Source organism: Micromonospora sp. NPDC049240 (genome assembly GCF_040647835.1).
In the GTDB taxonomy this organism is placed as follows: Bacteria; Actinomycetota; Actinomycetes; order Mycobacteriales; family Micromonosporaceae; genus Micromonospora.
Map to the genome: position 1 here is coordinate 1 of NZ_JBEZCX010000021.1, position 15,259 is coordinate 15,259.

At 73.2% G+C, this 15,259-nt stretch carries 14 protein-coding genes; 9 read left to right on the top strand and 5 right to left on the bottom strand.

The genetic code is table 11. The annotated features are described in order from the left end of the window. The 4 genes from AB0B02_RS26555 to AB0B02_RS26570 all read right to left on the bottom strand — a co-directional run. The coding region (locus AB0B02_RS26555; RefSeq protein WP_357304661.1) for a non-reducing end alpha-L-arabinofuranosidase family hydrolase at window positions 1–681 on the bottom strand (681 nt) is incomplete at its 3' end. A gap of 139 nt (window positions 682–820) precedes the next feature. Continuing rightward, window positions 821–1,885 (bottom strand): SRPBCC domain-containing protein, encoded by a 1,065-nt coding sequence (locus AB0B02_RS26560; protein ID WP_357304664.1) that lies wholly within the window; start codon window positions 1,883–1,885, stop codon window positions 821–823. 42 nt (window positions 1,886–1,927) lie between these two features. After that, window positions 1,928–3,244, bottom strand: a complete 1,317-nt coding sequence (locus AB0B02_RS26565; RefSeq protein WP_357304667.1) for a low temperature requirement protein A — start codon at window positions 3,242–3,244, stop codon at window positions 1,928–1,930. A 12-nt stretch (window positions 3,245–3,256) separates the two neighbouring features. Beyond that, a complete protein-coding gene (locus tag AB0B02_RS26570) occupies window positions 3,257–3,886 on the bottom strand; it encodes a TetR family transcriptional regulator (RefSeq protein WP_357304670.1) in 630 nt (209 codons plus the stop codon). Window positions 3,887–4,006: 120 nt separating this feature from the next. On the opposite strand from AB0B02_RS26570, the gene AB0B02_RS26575 reads away from it, so the two are divergent. Then, on the top strand, window positions 4,007–5,644 hold the full coding sequence (locus AB0B02_RS26575; protein ID WP_357304673.1) for an MDR family MFS transporter: 1,638 nt from the start codon (window positions 4,007–4,009) through the stop codon (window positions 5,642–5,644). 85 nt (window positions 5,645–5,729) lie between these two features. Continuing rightward, entirely contained in the window at window positions 5,730–6,581 is an 852-nt protein-coding gene (locus AB0B02_RS26580; RefSeq protein WP_357304676.1) for a phosphatase PAP2 family protein, read from the top strand. 28 nt (window positions 6,582–6,609) lie between these two features. On the opposite strand, the gene AB0B02_RS26585 is transcribed toward AB0B02_RS26580, so the two are convergent. Then, a complete protein-coding gene (locus AB0B02_RS26585) occupies window positions 6,610–8,688 on the bottom strand; it encodes a cellulose binding domain-containing protein (RefSeq protein WP_357304679.1) in 2,079 nt (692 codons plus the stop codon). A gap of 226 nt (window positions 8,689–8,914) precedes the next feature. Between AB0B02_RS26585 and AB0B02_RS26590 the strand changes: the two genes are divergently transcribed. The 7 genes from AB0B02_RS26590 (at window position 8,915) to AB0B02_RS26620 (ending at window position 15,169) form a co-directional block, all read left to right on the top strand. After that, entirely contained in the window at window positions 8,915–9,667 is a 753-nt protein-coding gene (locus AB0B02_RS26590; protein ID WP_281940874.1) for a lytic polysaccharide monooxygenase, read from the top strand. 127 nt (window positions 9,668–9,794) lie between these two features. After that, complete coding sequence (locus tag AB0B02_RS26595; protein WP_357304684.1) at window positions 9,795–10,361, top strand: DUF305 domain-containing protein; 567 nt, start codon at window positions 9,795–9,797, stop codon at window positions 10,359–10,361. A gap of 460 nt (window positions 10,362–10,821) precedes the next feature. After that, the gene (locus AB0B02_RS26600; RefSeq protein ID WP_357304687.1) at window positions 10,822–12,411 is read left to right on the top strand and encodes a DHA2 family efflux MFS transporter permease subunit; all 1,590 of its coding nucleotides are present in this window, start codon (window positions 10,822–10,824) and stop codon (window positions 12,409–12,411) included. A 189-nt stretch (window positions 12,412–12,600) separates the two neighbouring features. Continuing rightward, on the top strand, window positions 12,601–12,828 hold the full coding sequence (locus tag AB0B02_RS26605; RefSeq protein WP_357304690.1) for a hypothetical protein: 228 nt from the start codon (window positions 12,601–12,603) through the stop codon (window positions 12,826–12,828). A 36-nt stretch (window positions 12,829–12,864) separates the two neighbouring features. Beyond that, window positions 12,865–13,947 carry an NYN domain-containing protein gene (locus AB0B02_RS26610; RefSeq protein WP_281940907.1) on the top strand — a complete coding sequence of 361 codons (1,083 nt, stop codon included), beginning with the start codon at window positions 12,865–12,867 and terminating at the stop codon, window positions 13,945–13,947. A 14-nt stretch (window positions 13,948–13,961) separates the two neighbouring features. Then, window positions 13,962–14,435, top strand: coding sequence for a molybdenum cofactor biosysynthesis protein (locus AB0B02_RS26615; protein WP_281940909.1), 474 nt, complete (start codon window positions 13,962–13,964; stop codon window positions 14,433–14,435). A gap of 167 nt (window positions 14,436–14,602) precedes the next feature. After that, window positions 14,603–15,169, top strand: coding sequence for a sigma-70 family RNA polymerase sigma factor (locus tag AB0B02_RS26620; RefSeq protein ID WP_281940911.1), 567 nt, complete (start codon window positions 14,603–14,605; stop codon window positions 15,167–15,169). The last annotated feature ends 90 nt before the right edge of the window (window positions 15,170–15,259 follow it).

Here is a 15,259-nt window from a genome sequence, read left to right on the forward strand (position 1 = left end):
GCTGAAGTTCATCGAGCCCCACGACGAGCCGAAGTCGTGCGTGGTCGCGTACACCAGGTGCTTGCCCTGGTAAGGGGCGACGGTGAAGTCCTTCAACGACGCCCAGCCGGACTTCGGCTGCGCCAGCGCGCCGGTCGACGACCACCGGTACGTCGACGGGAGGTTGCAGGTGCCGCTCGGCGGCGGCGTCGTGGTGGGCGGCGGGGTGGGCGAGCTGGTCGGCGACGTGGTGGGCGACGACGTGGGCGGCGTGGTGGGGGCGGTGCCGCCGGTGCAGGTGACGCCGTTCAGCGCGAAGCTGGTGGGGGCGGGGTTGCTGCTGGTCCACGCGCCGTTGAAGCCGAACGAGGTGGTGCCGTTGGTGGGGATGGCGCCGTTGTAGTCGACGTTCCTGGCGGTGACGTTCGCGCCGCTCTGGGTGACGGTGGCGTTCCAGGCCTGGGTGACGGTCTGGCCGGCACCGTAGGACCAGGTCAGCGTCCAGTTGTTGAGGGGGTCGCCGAGGTTGGTGATGGCGACCTCGGCGCCGAAGCCGCCGCCCCACTGCGACGACACGGTGTATTTCACCGAACAACCGGCGGCCGCCGCGCCGGCCGGCAGTGCCGCGACGACACCGGCCGAGGCCAGCAACGCGACACCGGCCGAGACCAGGCCGACATGGGCCGCTCTGGATCTGGACATGGGGCTTCCTCCTGTGGTGGTGGCGGCTCGCGCATTCGCGGGGGCGATTGTGATGTGAGCGTTAACAGCCGCGTCAGGTATGTTACGGGAGCGCTCCCATGACCTCAACGATAGAAATATGTGAATGATCCCCGGAGGGTCAGGACGTGGTGCAGGGGGTGCCGTCGGCGGCGCAGGACTCCGGGGCGTCGTGCAGCGGGTCCGGGTCCCGGACGTCGAAGCGGATGGTGGTGGAGCCCTCGGGCGGCAGCTCGGGGCCGGTGAACGTGACCACGACGCCGTCCTGCGCCGCCTCCGCACCGTTGACCGAGCCCACGCTTGCCCCGTCGCCGAGCGTCACGGTCACCGTCCACTCCGGCCGGGGGGCCGGTCCGGGATTGCGTAGCACCACCTCGCCCCGGTAGCCGAAGACCCGGTCGGTGACGGTCTGGTACGTCGCGGTCAGCCCGACGGCGGCCACCGACGGCGTCGGACTCGGCGTACGGCTGGGGGAGCGCGACGGCGACGGCGAGGGGGAGGCGCTGCGGCGGCTGGCGCTCGGCGTGGGCCGGGCGGTGGTGGGCCGCGGCGACGCGGCGGGCGCGGTGGTGGGCAGGACCAGCGCCGGTGACGACGGCGGCGGGGCGGCCGGCGACGGCGGGGTGTCCCGGGTCGCCCACAGCGACGCCCCGGCCGCGCCGGCGAGCAGCGTCACCGCGCCCGCGGCCAGCAGGACCCGCCGTCGGGGGCGACCGCGCTCGTCACCGAGCAGGCGGATCACCGGCAGCTCCGCGGTCAGCCCGCCCTCGGCGCGGCGCAGGTCCACCTCCTGGAACGCGAGCCAGTCGAGGATGGCCGGCAGTCGTCCGGTCAGCGCCCGCTCGTGCTGCTCGGCACGCGCGTCGGCGTCCCAGTCGCCCTCCTCCAGCACCTCGCGGACGGAGAGCCGGGTGCCGTGCCCGCTGGGGGTGAGGTCGCAGGCCAGCCGGGTGGCCCGGTCGCCCTCCCGGCACCGCACCACCAGCCGTCGGGGCGCGCGCAGCTCGACCAGCTCCACCTCGGTGTCGGCGTCGTAGCCGGGCAGCGCCGCGGTCGCCAGTGTCCAGTGGTCGTCCCGCGGTGTGCTGTCGGCGAACCACTTGGCCAGCAGCGCCCGCTCGGTCAACGCCCGCCAGATCCGGGCGGGCTGGTGGAACAGGTCGACCTCGGTGGCGATCTCGATCACCCGGAGACTCTACGGCCCGCGTCGAGCGGCGGATCGGCGCGGTCACTCCGACTCGCCGTCGTGCCACCGGGCCCGCCAGGCGGCCTCGTTTTCCTCGGCGCTGGCCCGCTCCTGGTGTACCGCCCGGCGCAGCGCCACGCGGGCGTCCGCGAAGATCACCAGCTCGACCGCGACCAGCGCCAGGCAGATCGCGGTGAGCAGGCCGAGCGCGCCGAGCGCGGACAGGTGACGGCCGATCGGCAGCGTGACCGCCAGCACGACAAGCGTGCCGAGCCGGGTCCACGACAGCGTCCGCAGCGTGCGCCACTGGAACGCCATGTTGGCGGCCAGGTAGACCATCACGCCGACGAAGAGCAGCGGCACCGCCGGCCCGTGGCCCCGCTCCGCCGCGCCGCCCACCGGGTCGGTGACGGTCCGGACCAGCTCCTCCGCGCCGAGCGCGAACAGGATCACCCCGGCGATCATGGGCAGGTAGAGATAGGCGTACGCGTCGCGCGCCATCGCCACCCGTGGGTGGCCTTGGGCGGCGTGCAACGCGATCCGGGCGGCCGGCCCGACCATGTCGAAGTGGGCCCACCAGAGCGCGGCGGTGAACAGGATGCCGAAGATCGCCGCCGGGATGGCCGGCCAGGTCACCGGCTTGCCGAGCAGGTTGCCGCCGACGCCGACCGAGATGACCGACTCGCCCAGCGCGATGATCAGGATCAGGTCGTAGCGTTCGGTCCAGTGCTCCGCCGAGGTGATCTTCCAGCCGTCGGTGCCGGCCAGCAGCCCGCTGCTGTACTGGATCGCCACCACGGCGATCCAGAGCGCGTCGCGCAGCCACGGCCCGGTCTCCGGGTCCACCTGCGGCGGCAGCAACGCGGCCACCAGCAGCAGGCAGGTGGAGAGCAGCACCTCGGGCAGGAACAGCCACATCTTGCGCTGGGCCGCAGGGTCGTCGCGGGTGGCGTACCAGTAGAGCGACGTGTGTACGACCCGGATGACCACGTAGCTGACCGTGACCAGGATCGGCCCGGCGGTGCCCTGGCGCAGGTCGCCGAACGCCTGCGGCAGGGCCAGCGCGAACGTGAACAACGCGACCATGCCGACCACCATGAGGATCGGCACGAAGCCCTCGCCCAGCCGCAGCCGGGCGGCCACCGCGCTGTGCACCACCCAGCACCACCAGAGCACGGCGAGCGCCAGCAGCGCGTGCAGCAGCTCCCGTCCGGTCACGTTGGCGGCGGTGGCCCGCGTGATGATGAAGAACGACACCACGAAGACGAGGTCGAAGAAGATCTCGAACTTGTCGACCCGGGTAGCCGGGGCGACCCGCGCCGAGGGCCCGAGCCCCTTGCGCCACCGGTCGCCGCCCACCGGCCGAGTGTGTCAGCCCAGCTCAGCCGCCATGCGGGTTTCATCGGGCAGTCCCCCGGCCACGGGGGTGGCGTGGGCGAGCACGTCGCGCAGCACGTCGCGCAGCGGCGCGTCCGGATGCTCGATCCACTGCTGGGCGGCGACGCGGAGCGTGGCCAGGAACGTGGCGGCCAGCACCCGCGCCCGCAGCGGCGCGTCGGCGCCGGTGAGCCGGCGGGTGATCTCGGCGGACAGCTCCCGCTCGATCGCCGTGTACGCCCCGACCTGGTGGGCCGCCAGGCTCGGGTGGCCGTGCAGCCGGCGGCGCCGGCTCAGCCACGGCTCGGCCGGGTCGTCGTACCCCTCGTCGGCCTGGGCCAGGGCGGCCCGGGTCAGCGCGGCCCAGGGCGGCAGCTCGGTGGGCTGCGCCGCGACCAGTTCCAGCATCCGACGCAGCCGCATCGTGTCGCCGTGGAAGAGTGCCTCCTCCTTGCCGGCGAAGTAGTTGGAGAACGTGCGCCGGGAGACGTTGGCGGCGTCGGCGATGGCCTCCACGGTGACCCGGTCCGGGCCGTGCTCGACGGCCAGCCGCAGGGCCGCCTCGTGCAGCGCCAGGCGGGTGGCCGCCTTCTTCCGCTCCCGCAGGCCGGTGCACTCGTCCATGCCGGCCAGCGTACGTGATCCTTTTCTCAACGGGCAAAGTTGCCTGATGGGCAACATTTGTTGATGATTGCTTGAGGCAACCAAGAGGCGACCTATCCGACACACCTGGAGGACCGCGCGATGAGCGCACCCACCGCGACGGCCGAGGCCGTGCCCATGAGCCGGCGGCAGACGCTGGAGGCACTCAGCGGGCTGCTGCTCGTGCTCTTCGTGGCCATGCTGAGCAGCACCGTCGTCTCGACGGCCCTGCCGAAGATCATCGGCGCGCTCAACGGCTCGCAGACGCAGTACACCTGGGTGGTCACCGCCACCCTGCTCACCGCCACGGCCACCACCCCGATCTGGGGCAAGCTGGCCGACCTGTTCAGCAAGAAGCTGCTGATCCAGGTCGCCATCGTGGTCTTCCTGGTCGGCTCCGTGGCGGCCGGCTTCTCGCAGAGCGCCGGCCAGCTCATCGCCGCCCGGGCCTTCCAGGGCATCGGCGTCGGCGGCCTCCAGGCGTTGGTCCAGGTGGCCATCGCGGCGATGATCCCGCCGCGCGAACGCGGGCGGTACAACGGCTACCTGGGCGGCGTCATGGCGCTGGCCACGGTCGGCGGCCCGCTGCTCGGCGGCCTCATCGTCGACACCTCCTGGCTCGGCTGGCGCTGGTGCTTCTTCGTCGGCGTGCCGGTCGCGATCATCGCGCTGTTCCTGCTCCAGATCACGCTGAACCTGCCCACCGTGCGCCGGCAGAACGTCAAGATCGACTACCTGGGCGCCACGCTGATCGCGGCCGGCGTCAGCGTGCTGCTGATCTGGATCTCCTTCGTCGACGACTCGTTCGCCTGGCTCTCCTGGCAGACCGCCGCCATGGTCGGCGGCGCGGCGCTGCTGCTGGCGCTCGCCGTCCGGGTCGAGGCGCGGGCCGCCGAGCCGGTGGTGCCGCTGCACATCGTCCGCGAGCGCACCACCGCGCTCGCCATCCTGGGCAGCCTCGCGGTCGGCATGGCCATGTTCGGCGGCGCGGTCTTCCTCGGCCAGTACTTCCAGATCGGCCGCGGCTACAGCCCGACCGAGGCCGGCCTGCTCACCATCCCGATGATGGCCGGCGTGCTGATCTCCTCGATCGTGGCCGGCCGGATGATCACCACCAGCGGGAAGATAAAGCCGTACATCGTGTTCGGGGCGATCGTGCTGGTGGCCGGATTCGCCCTGCTCGGCACCATCGACCACGAGACCTCGCTGGTCATCGTCGGGGTGGCCATGTTCGTCGTCGGCGTCGGCGTCGGCATGACCATGCAGAACCTGGTGCTCGCGGTGCAGAACACGGTGGCGCTCAAGGACATCGGCGCGGCCAGCGCCAGCGTGGCCTTCTTCCGGTCGCTCGGCGGCACCATCGGTGTCTCGGTGCTCGGCGCGGTCCTGGCCCGGCAGGTCACCGACCGGATCACCCACGACCTCGCCGCGGCCGGCATCCCCACCACCGGCGGTGGCGGCAGCACACTCAACCTGGACGCGCTGCCCGAGCCGGTACGCCAGATCGTCCGTGCCGCGTACGGGGACGCGACCGGGCACATCTTCCTCATCTCGGCCGCGATCGCGGTGGTCGGTGTCGTGGCGGCGCTCTTGCTGCGCCCGGTTACCCTGCGCTCCAGCCTCGACCTGCCGGACCCCGGCCGTGCGGTGGCGGTGGGTGCCGACGCGGTCGACGCAGCGCCCGCGTTCGACGGGGTGGACGCCGACCCGGCCGGCCGGGAGGAACACGCCCGCCGCTGAGCCGGTAACCCCAGGGCCGTCGCCGACCCCGGCGGCGGCCCTGGTCCGTGCCGGCCGGCCGGGCGGACCCAGGCGAAGGAGGAGCATGGACAGCAGGCGAGGCGCGTCCCGGCCCGGTGGCGCGCTGCGCCGGGCGGCCCGTGAACTGACGCTTGTCGCGGTGCTCTTCCTCGCCTACAAGGCGGGTCGGCAACTGGTCGCCGGACGGGCCGGCACCGCGCTGGCCAACGGGGAACGGATCTGGTGGCTGGAACGACTGCTGCACCTGCCCGACGAGGCGCTCGTGCAGGCCCCGCTGCTGGCGCACGAGCTGCCGGTACGGCTGGCCAACAGCTACTACGCGTACGTGCACTTCCCGGCCACCGTGCTCTGCCTGGTCTGGCTCTACCTGCGCCGGCCGGCCCACTACCTGCGGCTGCGGCGGGCGCTCGCGGCGCTCACCGGCGCGGCGATGGTGCTGCACGTCTGCGTCCCGCTCGCGCCGCCGCGACTGACCGCGCTCACCGGCCTGATCGACACCGGCCGCCGGTACGGCCCCAGCGTCTACGGGCCGCCCGACGCCGACCAGCTCAGCAACCAGTACGCGGCCATGCCCTCGCTGCACGTGGGTTGGGCGCTGGCGGTGGCGCTGGCCCTGGTGGCGGTCACCGCCGGGCGGTGGCGCTGGCTCTGGCTGGCGCACCCGCTGGTCACCATGGTCGTGGTCGTCGGCACCGGCAACCACTACTGGCTCGACGGGGTCGTCGCGGTGGCGCTGCTCGGACTGATCCTGGCCGCGCTGCCCCGACCGGCCACGGTGGACCGCCGGCCCGTCCCGCCGGTGGTGGGGCCATCCCGCCCGCACGTGGTGCCGCCGCCGCGCCGCGCCGGCCGCCGCCGGACCACGAAGGTCCCGACGGCGGCCGACGTCCGACTCCGCCCACCCGGCCGGGGCTGACCCCCGGCTCAGGGAGCGGCCCGCCGGCTCAGGGCCGGACGGTGCAGACCGTGCCGTTGAGCCGGAACACGCCGGGCGGCACGTTCGGCCCGCTGTACGACCCGACGAACCCGACGCTGGTGCTCCCACCGTCGGCGGCCAGCCGGCGGTTGTCGGCGGTCGGGGTCACCCGGACCTCCGTGCCGGTCTGCGTCCAGGTGCCGTTCCAGCCGCTGCTCACCTGCTGCCAGCCGGTGGGCCAGGTCCAGGTCAGCGTCCAACCGTCGACCGGGTCCGGACCGGTGTTGACCACCTCGACGGTCGCCACGTAGCCGTTGCCCCAGTCGGTGTCGTTGTGGAAGCGGACCGCGCAGCCGCTGTCGGCCGGGCTGCCGGTGGCGAACGTCAGCGGCGGGGACGACCAGGACACCCGGCCGGCGGTGTCCCGGGCCAGCACGTTGACCGTGTAGCGGGTGCCCGGTTCGAGGTTGCGCACCGTGAACGAGGTGCCGGCGGTCTCGCCGAGCTGCTCGCTGACGGCGCCGTACTGCCGGTACACCTCGTACTTCGCGATCGGCGCGGCGCCCACGGCGGCGGCCGGCCAGGAGAGGGTCGCGGCGCGGTCGGTCACCGCGCCCGCGGTCGGCCGGCCCGGCGCGCCCGGCCGCCCGGCGGAGCTGCCGGCCGGTCGGAGCACGAGCGTGGTCAGCGAGTACGGCGGCAGCGTCCGGGTGGTGGCGCTGCCGGAGCGGTCGGTGGTCACGCCGCTCGCGCCGTTGGTCAGCGTGTGCACGGTCGGCGCCTCGTCCGCCGGGGTGAAGCCGGCGTAGTCGACCGCCACCGGGTACGCGGTGTCCGGGTCCTTGTTGAGCAGCAGCACCGCGAGGCTGCCGTCCGGCCGACGCACCGCGTGCGCGCTGACCAGCGGCTGGTCGGTGCCGGCGCGGACGAACTGGTCACCGGGGCGGGCGAACGTGTTCATCATGGACAGCGCGTGGTACGGCGCGAACGGCGTGTTGAACGGTGGCTCGCACACCTCGCCGCCGTTGGCGCAGCCGCCGCTGGAGAGCAGCCCGAAGTCGCCGTAGTCGGTCTGGCCGGCGACCTCGGAGACGGTGCCGATGCCGTTGTGCACGTTCCACCACTGCACGGTGAAGACACCCTGCTCCAGCAGGCCGCTGTAGGCGTCGGCGAGGAACAGCGCGCCGGGTTGGGTGGTGCGGCCGGCGTCGACGTTCAGCTCGGTGAGGCTGATCCCGATCCGGTCGGCGTTCGCGCCGGCGTACCTGTCGATCTGCTGACGCAGCAGCCAGGTGGCGTCGGAGATCTGGTTGGTCCGGGTCAGCGACTCGGCGGCGGTGCCGCCCGGGTACCAGTGCACGTCCACGAAGTCGATCTTCGGGCCGGCGAGCGAGAGCACGGTCCGGTTCCACGGGCCCGGGTCGCCGCCAGCGGTGATGCCGTCCGGCCAGTTGCCGGGCATGGTGAGCACCGCGCCGACCTTGACGCTCGGGTCGACCGCCTTCATCGCGTCGGCGTACTCGATCACCAGCTTGGCGTACTGGGTGGCGCTCTTGTCGGCGTGGTCGTCGGCCTCCCAGGCAGAACCGTAGAGGCCGTTGCCGTAGTTCTCGTTGCCGACGGTCCACCACTTCGCGCCGTAGCCCTTGGTGACGTTGGCGTACCGCACCCAGTCGGCAGCCTCGGCCGGCGTGCCGGTGCCGTAGTTGGCGATGATCATCGGTTGCGCGCCGACCCGACGGGCCGCCGCCATGAACGTGTCGAAGTCGGTGTCCGGCGCGACGTAGCCGCCGGGCGCGGTGTGCGTCTTCCAGTGGTAGATGTCGGCGTACGAGCCGCCGGGGTAGCGCAGCATCCGCACGCCGGCGGCCTTGAGCAGGTCGGACGTCTCGGGGCTGCCGAGCTTCGCGTCCCAGATGGCGTGGTTGACGCCGAGCGCGGTGTCCGGCACGGTGGCCAGCCCGGCGCGGGCGTTCACGGTCACCGCGACCGGGTCGGCGGCGGCCTCGGCGGCGGGTGGTCCGACGGTGGCGAGCGCGGTGGTGACGAGCAGCAGGCTCGCCGCGTACGCGGTCCACCGGCGTGGGCGGGGCAGGGATCTCCTCATGCGGGTGTCCTTCGAGAGGCGGGTTCTCCCGGATCGGTGCCGCCGTCCTCCCGGATGCCTGCCGGCGTCCGGGTGCCCAGGGACGACGATCGGCTCCGCGCGCTGATCAGAATTCCACGCGTGGCGCGCTCGGCTCAAGGCTTAATTTATAGATAGGAGTCTTTACTGTTAACAAGGTTTAATTTATGTTCGTGACATCTCCCGTTCCCCCGAAGGAGTTGCCACGATGCGCCGAAGAATCACACTTCCGCTGCTCAGCGCCGGTGCCGTCACCGCGGCCCTGGCGCTCGCCGCGCCCGCCCAGGCCCACGGCTACGTCTCCTCGCCGCCCAGCCGGCAGGCGCTCTGCGCGCAGAACCGGGTGCCCGACTGCGGCCAGATCCGTTACGAGCCGCAGAGCGTCGAGGGGCCCAAGGGCCTGAAGAGCTGCCACGCCGGCATCGCCCAGTTCGCGGTGCTCAACGACGACAGCCGCAACTGGCCGGCCACCACGGTCGGCAGCACCGCCACGTTCACCTGGGTCAACACCGCCCGGCACGCCACCGCCAACTGGGAGTACTGGATCGGCAACACCCGGGTCGCGGTGGTCGACGGCGGTGGCCGGCAACCCGACGCCACCGTGTCGCACACCGTCAACCTGGGCGGCTTCTCCGGCCGGCAGAAGCTGCTCGCGGTCTGGAACATCGCCGACACCGCGAACGCGTTCTACGCCTGCGTGGACCTCCAGATCGGCGGCGGGGGCGGCAATCCGACCCCCACCCCGTCGCCGACCCCCTCGCCGACCCGCACCGCGACCCCGTCGCCCACGCCCGCCCCGACCGGCTCGCCGGTGCCGGGCGGCACGTGGACCGCCGGCCGCGCGTACCAGGTCGGCGACACGGTCACCTACGACGGCCGCAGCTACCGCTGCCGCCAGGCGCACACCGCGATCGCCGGCTGGGAACCCCCCAACGTCCCCGCCCTCTGGCAGCAGCTCTGACCCCGCTCACCCCCACCCCGCTCCCGGCTCGCACCTTCTCGGAAAGAGTGGCCATGCCCCGCGAAATGGCCACCCTTCCCGTGAATCAGCGGGGTGGGGGGAGAGGGCGTCTCGATTGGAGGAATGGATGCGTCGAGGTGTGGTGATGGTGGTGGTGCTGGTCGGGGTGCTCGGTGTGGGCGGGTGTGGTGGTGGGGCGGTGGCGCCCGTGGCATCCCGGCCCGCGCCGGTCGTCGACGACACTGCCAGCGGCATCGACGCGCTCTTCCTGGCCATGATGGTGGCGCACACCGGGCAGACGCTGGAGATCGTCGGCGTCGGCCTCGACCGGGCCACCGACCCGCGGGTGCGGACGTTGATCGCCGCGATCCGGGCCACCGAGACCGACGAGCTGGCCACCATGCGCCGCTGGCTGCGCGAGGCCGGCCCGTCGGCCGTGGCCGCCGCCACGCGGCACGACCACTCCGGGCACAGCGACGCCGCCGCCGGGCTGACCCGGCTGCGGGCCGCCCGGGCCGCCGACGTCGACCGGGTGCTGCTCGACGTGCTCACCCGGCACCAGCGCACCGCCGCCGCGCTGGCCCACGCCCAGGTCACGGCCGGCACCAGTGAACGGGTACGCGACCTCGCCACCCGCATCGACCGCTCCCGCACGGCCGAGATCGCCCTGATGGCGGACCTGTCCCCGGCGTGACGCGGCCGTCGACAGTGGAGCGCCGGCACCGCGCACCGGCCCCGCGGGAGCGGCCCGGTGTGCCGGTGCCGCAGCCGGCAAGGTGGCACGCCGCTGTCCCGGCGTCGGAACTCCGACATCGGATCCGCATCGACGCCGCGCCGTAAACATGACGTTCGTCACGGTGATGGACGGGTCCCGGACCGGTGGAAGGGCGTCGACGCGGGCGACGAATCCGGGCGTAGGGGTGGTTACGGTGCGGCTTCTCGGCAGCGAGAGGGCGGAACCCGGACGGCGTCCTGGGTGACGGGCGGGTGTCCGGAAGCACGGCCGTTCGCCTCTTGGCAAAACCGGCCGCACGATGTCGCACTCCGTGACTAGGCTTCCGTGCCGGGCGTCGCCCACCGCACGTCCGCCCGCGAGCCCCACGGCGCGCGGCATCGCCACCGCATCGAGCCGAACCGGAACCAGGAGACTGTCTGTGACCCAGCAATCCGTAGCGACATCGAACAAACTCGACGCCGCGGTGCTCAAGGTGGCCGGTGTCGTCGTGCTCGGCGCCGTCATGTCGATCCTCGACGTGACCGTCGTCAGCGTGGCCATCCCCACGTTCCAGCGCGAGTTCGACGCCTCCTACGCGCGCGTCGCCTGGACCATGACCGCCTACACCCTCGCCCTTGCCACGGTGATCCCGCTCAGCGGCTGGGCCGCGGACCGGTTCGGCACCAAACGGCTCTACATGGTGGCGCTGGCGCTGTTCACCATCGGCTCCGGGCTCTGCGCCACCGCCGACTCCATCGGCGAGCTGATCGCCTGGCGGGTGGTCCAGGGCCTCGGCGGCGGCATGCTCATGCCGCTCGGCATGACGATCATGACCCGGGCCGCGGGTCCGCACCGGATCGGCCGGTTGATGGCGGTGCTCGGCATCCCGATGCTGCTCGGCCCGATCGGTGGCCCAATCCTCGGCGGCTGGCTGATCGACACCGCGAGCTGGCACTGGATCTTCCTGATCAACGTGCCGATCGGCGTGGTCGCGCTCGTCTACGCCCAGCTCGCCCTGCCGAAGGACGCCCCCGAGCCCTCGGAGTCCTTCGACTTCCTCGGCATGCTGATGCTCTCGCCGGGCCTGGCCCTGTTCCTCTACGGCGTCTCCTCGCTGCCGGAGGCCGGCACGGTCACCGATCCCGAGGTCTGGCTGCCCATGGCGGCCGGCGCCGCGCTCGTGGTCGCGTTCGTCCGCTACTCGTTCCGGCCCCAGCACCCGCTGCTCGACCTGCGGCTGTTCCGCAACCGCAACCTGACCATCGCCGCGCTGACCCTGGTCGTCTTCATCATCGCGTTCATGGGCGCGGGCCTGCTGTTCCCGAGCTACTTCCTCCAGATCCGGGGCGAGAGCACGCTCAACGCCGGCCTGCTGATGGCACCGCAGGGCATCGGCGCGATGCTCACCATGCCGATCGGTGGCATGCTCGCCGACCGGGTGCCGATCGGCCGGACGGCGCCCTTCTCGCTGGTGCTCATCGCGGCCGGGTTCTTCACCTTCACCCAGGTCGGCACCGACACGTCCTACCTGCTGCTCTGCGGCTCGCTGTTCGTGATGGGCCTCGGCATGGGCGGCACCATGATGCCGATCATGACCTCGGCGCTGAAGACGCTGAACGCGGCCGAGGTGGCCCGCGGCTCGACGCTCGTCAACATCCTCCAGCAGATCGCCGGGTCGGTGGGCGCCGCGACGATGTCGGTGATCCTCACCAGCGAGCTGAACGGCTCCCGGCCGATCCCCGGCGTGACCGATCCGGGCACCGGCGCACCGGTCACCGAGGCCCAGCTCGCCATCGCGGTGCAGCAGCAGCCCGAGCTGGCGCAGCAGTTCCCGGTGCCGCCGTCGCTGATCGAGCGCGGGCTCGACTTCGCGGCCAACTCGTTCGCCACCACGTTCTGGGTCGCCTTCGGGCTGGCGGTGCTCACCTTCGTCCCGGCCGCCTTCCTGCCGCGCCGGCGGGAGCCGTCGCACCTGCTGGACGGCGAGTCGGGCGAGGAGCAGCGCCCGACGCCGGTACCGATGCACTGATCCGCCCTGTCCCGTGGGGGCCGACCGCCGACGGCGGCCGGCCCCCACGGTGTTTCCGGCGGCGATCCCGATTCCCGTCGGCGGCCGGCAGCGCGGACGGCGCTTCCGGCGGCCGATGCCGGATCCCCCACCGGCGGGCCGGGCAGCACCTAGGCTCGAACCGGGGGAGCCGGGGGAGAGGCGGGCGGGGTGAGCGCAGGCGGCGGGGGCCGGTCGGCGCGGCGGCGTACGCGGCTGCTGCTGGCGGGCCTGCTGGCCGTGGTCGGGCTGATCCTGCTGCTGCTCGGCCTCACCGTCGCCAACGGCACGGTCGCCGGGGTCGAGGTGGTGCTCGCGCTGGCGCTCCTGGTGGCCAGCTACGCCATCCAGCGCGTCGCCCGCCGGGAGATCATCTACCGCGACGAGCGGCGGCGCTGACCGGCGCGCCGGTCCGACCCCGCTAGGCTGGCCGACGTGGATCAGGAAGACCGAATCGCGCTGTTCCTCGACTACGAGAACCTGGCGCTGGGCGTACGAGACCATCACGGCGGTCGGCCGTTCGACCTTCGTCCGATCGCCGACGCCCTGGCCGAACGCGGCCGGGTGGTGGTGCGCCGGGCGTACGCCGACTGGTCGTACTTCGACGAGGACCGGCGGATGCTGACCCGGTCGCACGTCGAGCTGATCGAGATCCCGCAGCGGATGGGCTTCTCCCGCAAGAACGCCGCCGACATCAAGATGGCCGTGGACGCGGTCGAGTTGGCCTTCGAGCGGGGCTACATCTCGACGTTCGTGATCTGCACCGGGGACAGCGACTTCACCCCGCTCGTGCACAAGTTGCGGGAGCTGAACAAGCGGGTGATCGGCGTCGGGGTGGAGAAGTCGACCTCCGCGTTGCTGCCGCCGGCCTGCGACGAGTTCCTCTACTACGACCGCCTCGAAGGGGTGGACGTGCCGCCGCCCGCCGCCCGCCGCGCGCGCCCGAACCGGTCGGGCGGGCCGACGGTGGCGGAGCCGCCGCCCGAACCGGTGGTGGAGACCGCGCCGGGTGAGGAGGAGTCGCCGCGCGACGTCGACACGCTCGCCGTCCTGCTGGTGCAGACCGTGGCCGGCATGCAGGGCAGCGGCGGTGGCGAGGTGACCGCGTCCGGCCTGAAACGCGCGCTGCTCCGCAAGGACCCGACGTTCAGCGAGTCCAACTACGGCTTCCGCACGTTCGGGGAACTGCTGCGGCACCTGGCCGGGTCGAACGTGGTGGAGTTGGCCGCCGGCCCGGCCAAGGGCGACCCGGAGGTGTCACTGCCCGAGCGGGGCGACCGGGAGGTCACGTTCGGGCTGCTCCGCGCCGTGGTGGCGGACCTCGCCGGCGAGGGCGGCGCGGTGGCGCTCTCCGGCCTGAAGGACCAGCTCCGGCGCGCCCGGCCGGACTTCAGCGAGAAGAAGCTCGGGTACCGCAGCTTCCTCCAGTTCTGCAAGGCGGCTGCGACCGACGGCGTGGTGGAGCTGCGGTGGAGCCCGGACGACGGCGACTACCTGCTCACCCCGCAGTCCTCCTGAGCGCGGTCGTCGCCGTGCCGCACATCGTCCAGTTGCTGGCCTCGCCGGTGCACCGCTACGTGGGCCGGCCGGCGGACGGGCCGGCTCCGGCGCCGCCCGGTGAGCTGGTCGACCAGGTGCGGCTCCGCGCCGGGCTGGGCATCGTGGGGGACCGCTACTTCGGTCGGCCGGCGCACCGCGCCGCCAGCGTCACGCTGATCGCGCAGGAGTCGCTGCCGGCCGGCGCCGATCTCACCCAGCTCCGGCGCAACGTGCTGACCAGCGGCATCGCGGTGGACGAGCTGGTCGGGCGGGTGCTCACGCTGGACTCCGGCGACGGGCCGGTCAGCCTGCGGGTGCACCGGGCCGCACCGCCGTGCGCCTGGCTGGACGTGGTGGTCGCGCCCGGCACATGGAAGGCGCTGCGCGGCCGGGGCGGTGTCCGCTGCGCCCCGCTGACCGATGGCGTCCTGCGGGTCGGCCCGGTCGCGGTCTCCCTCGCCGACTGACCGCCGGCGCTCGGGAACTTTTCCCGTCCTCCGGCCGACCAATATCGGGCCACCCCGATCGTCGCGGTCGGTGGCCAGGTGACGGAGAGGACGCCAGGGATGAACCGAGCGAGCCCCGCATCCGTACCGTCCGGCATGACCGGGCCGGGCCGGCGGATGGGTTCGGGATGAGCCCGGACGCCGACGACGATCAGGTGACCCGGTGGGCGCACCGGGCCGGCCGGGGTGACCAGCAGGCCGCCGCCGCGTTCGTCCGCGCGCTCCAGGGACCGGTGTGGCGGTTCCTGGTCCACCTGGCCGGGCCGGCCGACGCCGAGGACCTCGCCCAGGAGACGTTCCTGCGCGCGCTGCGCAGCCTGCCCGGGTTCGCCGGCCGCTCCTCGGCCCGGACCTGGATCTTCACCATCGCCCGCCGGGTGGCCGTGGACCACGTACGGGCCGCGACCGCCCGCCCCCGGGTGGCCGCGCTGCCCGACTGGCAGACCGCCGCCGAGGCGGCCGGGGCGGTGACCGCCGGCGGGGACGACGGGGTGGCGCTGCGCGGACTCATCGCCGGGCTCGCCCCGGACCGCCGGGAGGCGTTCGTCGCCACCCAGGTGCTCGGCCTCTCCTACGCCGAGGCGGCCGAGGTGTGCGGCTGCCCGGTCGGCACCATCCGGTCGCGGGTCGCCCGCGCCCGCGAGGACCTGGTCGCCGCCTGGGCCGGGGACACCCGCGGTCGCCGCGCCCGCTGAGCCACCCGGGCGACGACAGGCCGAACGCGGTGGCGCCGGCCGGCCCGGGTGACCGGCCGGGCGCGCGCCGGCCGGTGCGGGGTACGGCGG

Bases quoted from the DNA above. Each gene is read 5' to 3' on its own strand.
- AB0B02_RS26570 (WP_357304670.1), bottom strand. From the start codon at position 3,886: ATGGACGAGTGCACCGGCCTGCGGGAGCGGAAGAAGGCGGCCACCCGC.
- AB0B02_RS26575 (WP_357304673.1), top strand. From the start codon at position 4,007: ATGAGCGCACCCACCGCGACGGCCGAGGCCGTGCCCATGAGCCGGCGG.
- AB0B02_RS26580 (WP_357304676.1), top strand. From the start codon at position 5,730: ATGGACAGCAGGCGAGGCGCGTCCCGGCCCGGTGGCGCGCTGCGCCGG.
- AB0B02_RS26585 (WP_357304679.1), bottom strand. From the start codon at position 8,688: ATGAGGAGATCCCTGCCCCGCCCACGCCGGTGGACCGCGTACGCGGCG.
- AB0B02_RS26590 (WP_281940874.1), top strand. From the start codon at position 8,915: ATGCGCCGAAGAATCACACTTCCGCTGCTCAGCGCCGGTGCCGTCACC.
- AB0B02_RS26595 (WP_357304684.1), top strand. From the start codon at position 9,795: ATGCGTCGAGGTGTGGTGATGGTGGTGGTGCTGGTCGGGGTGCTCGGT.
- AB0B02_RS26620 (WP_281940911.1), top strand. From the start codon at position 14,603: ATGAGCCCGGACGCCGACGACGATCAGGTGACCCGGTGGGCGCACCGG.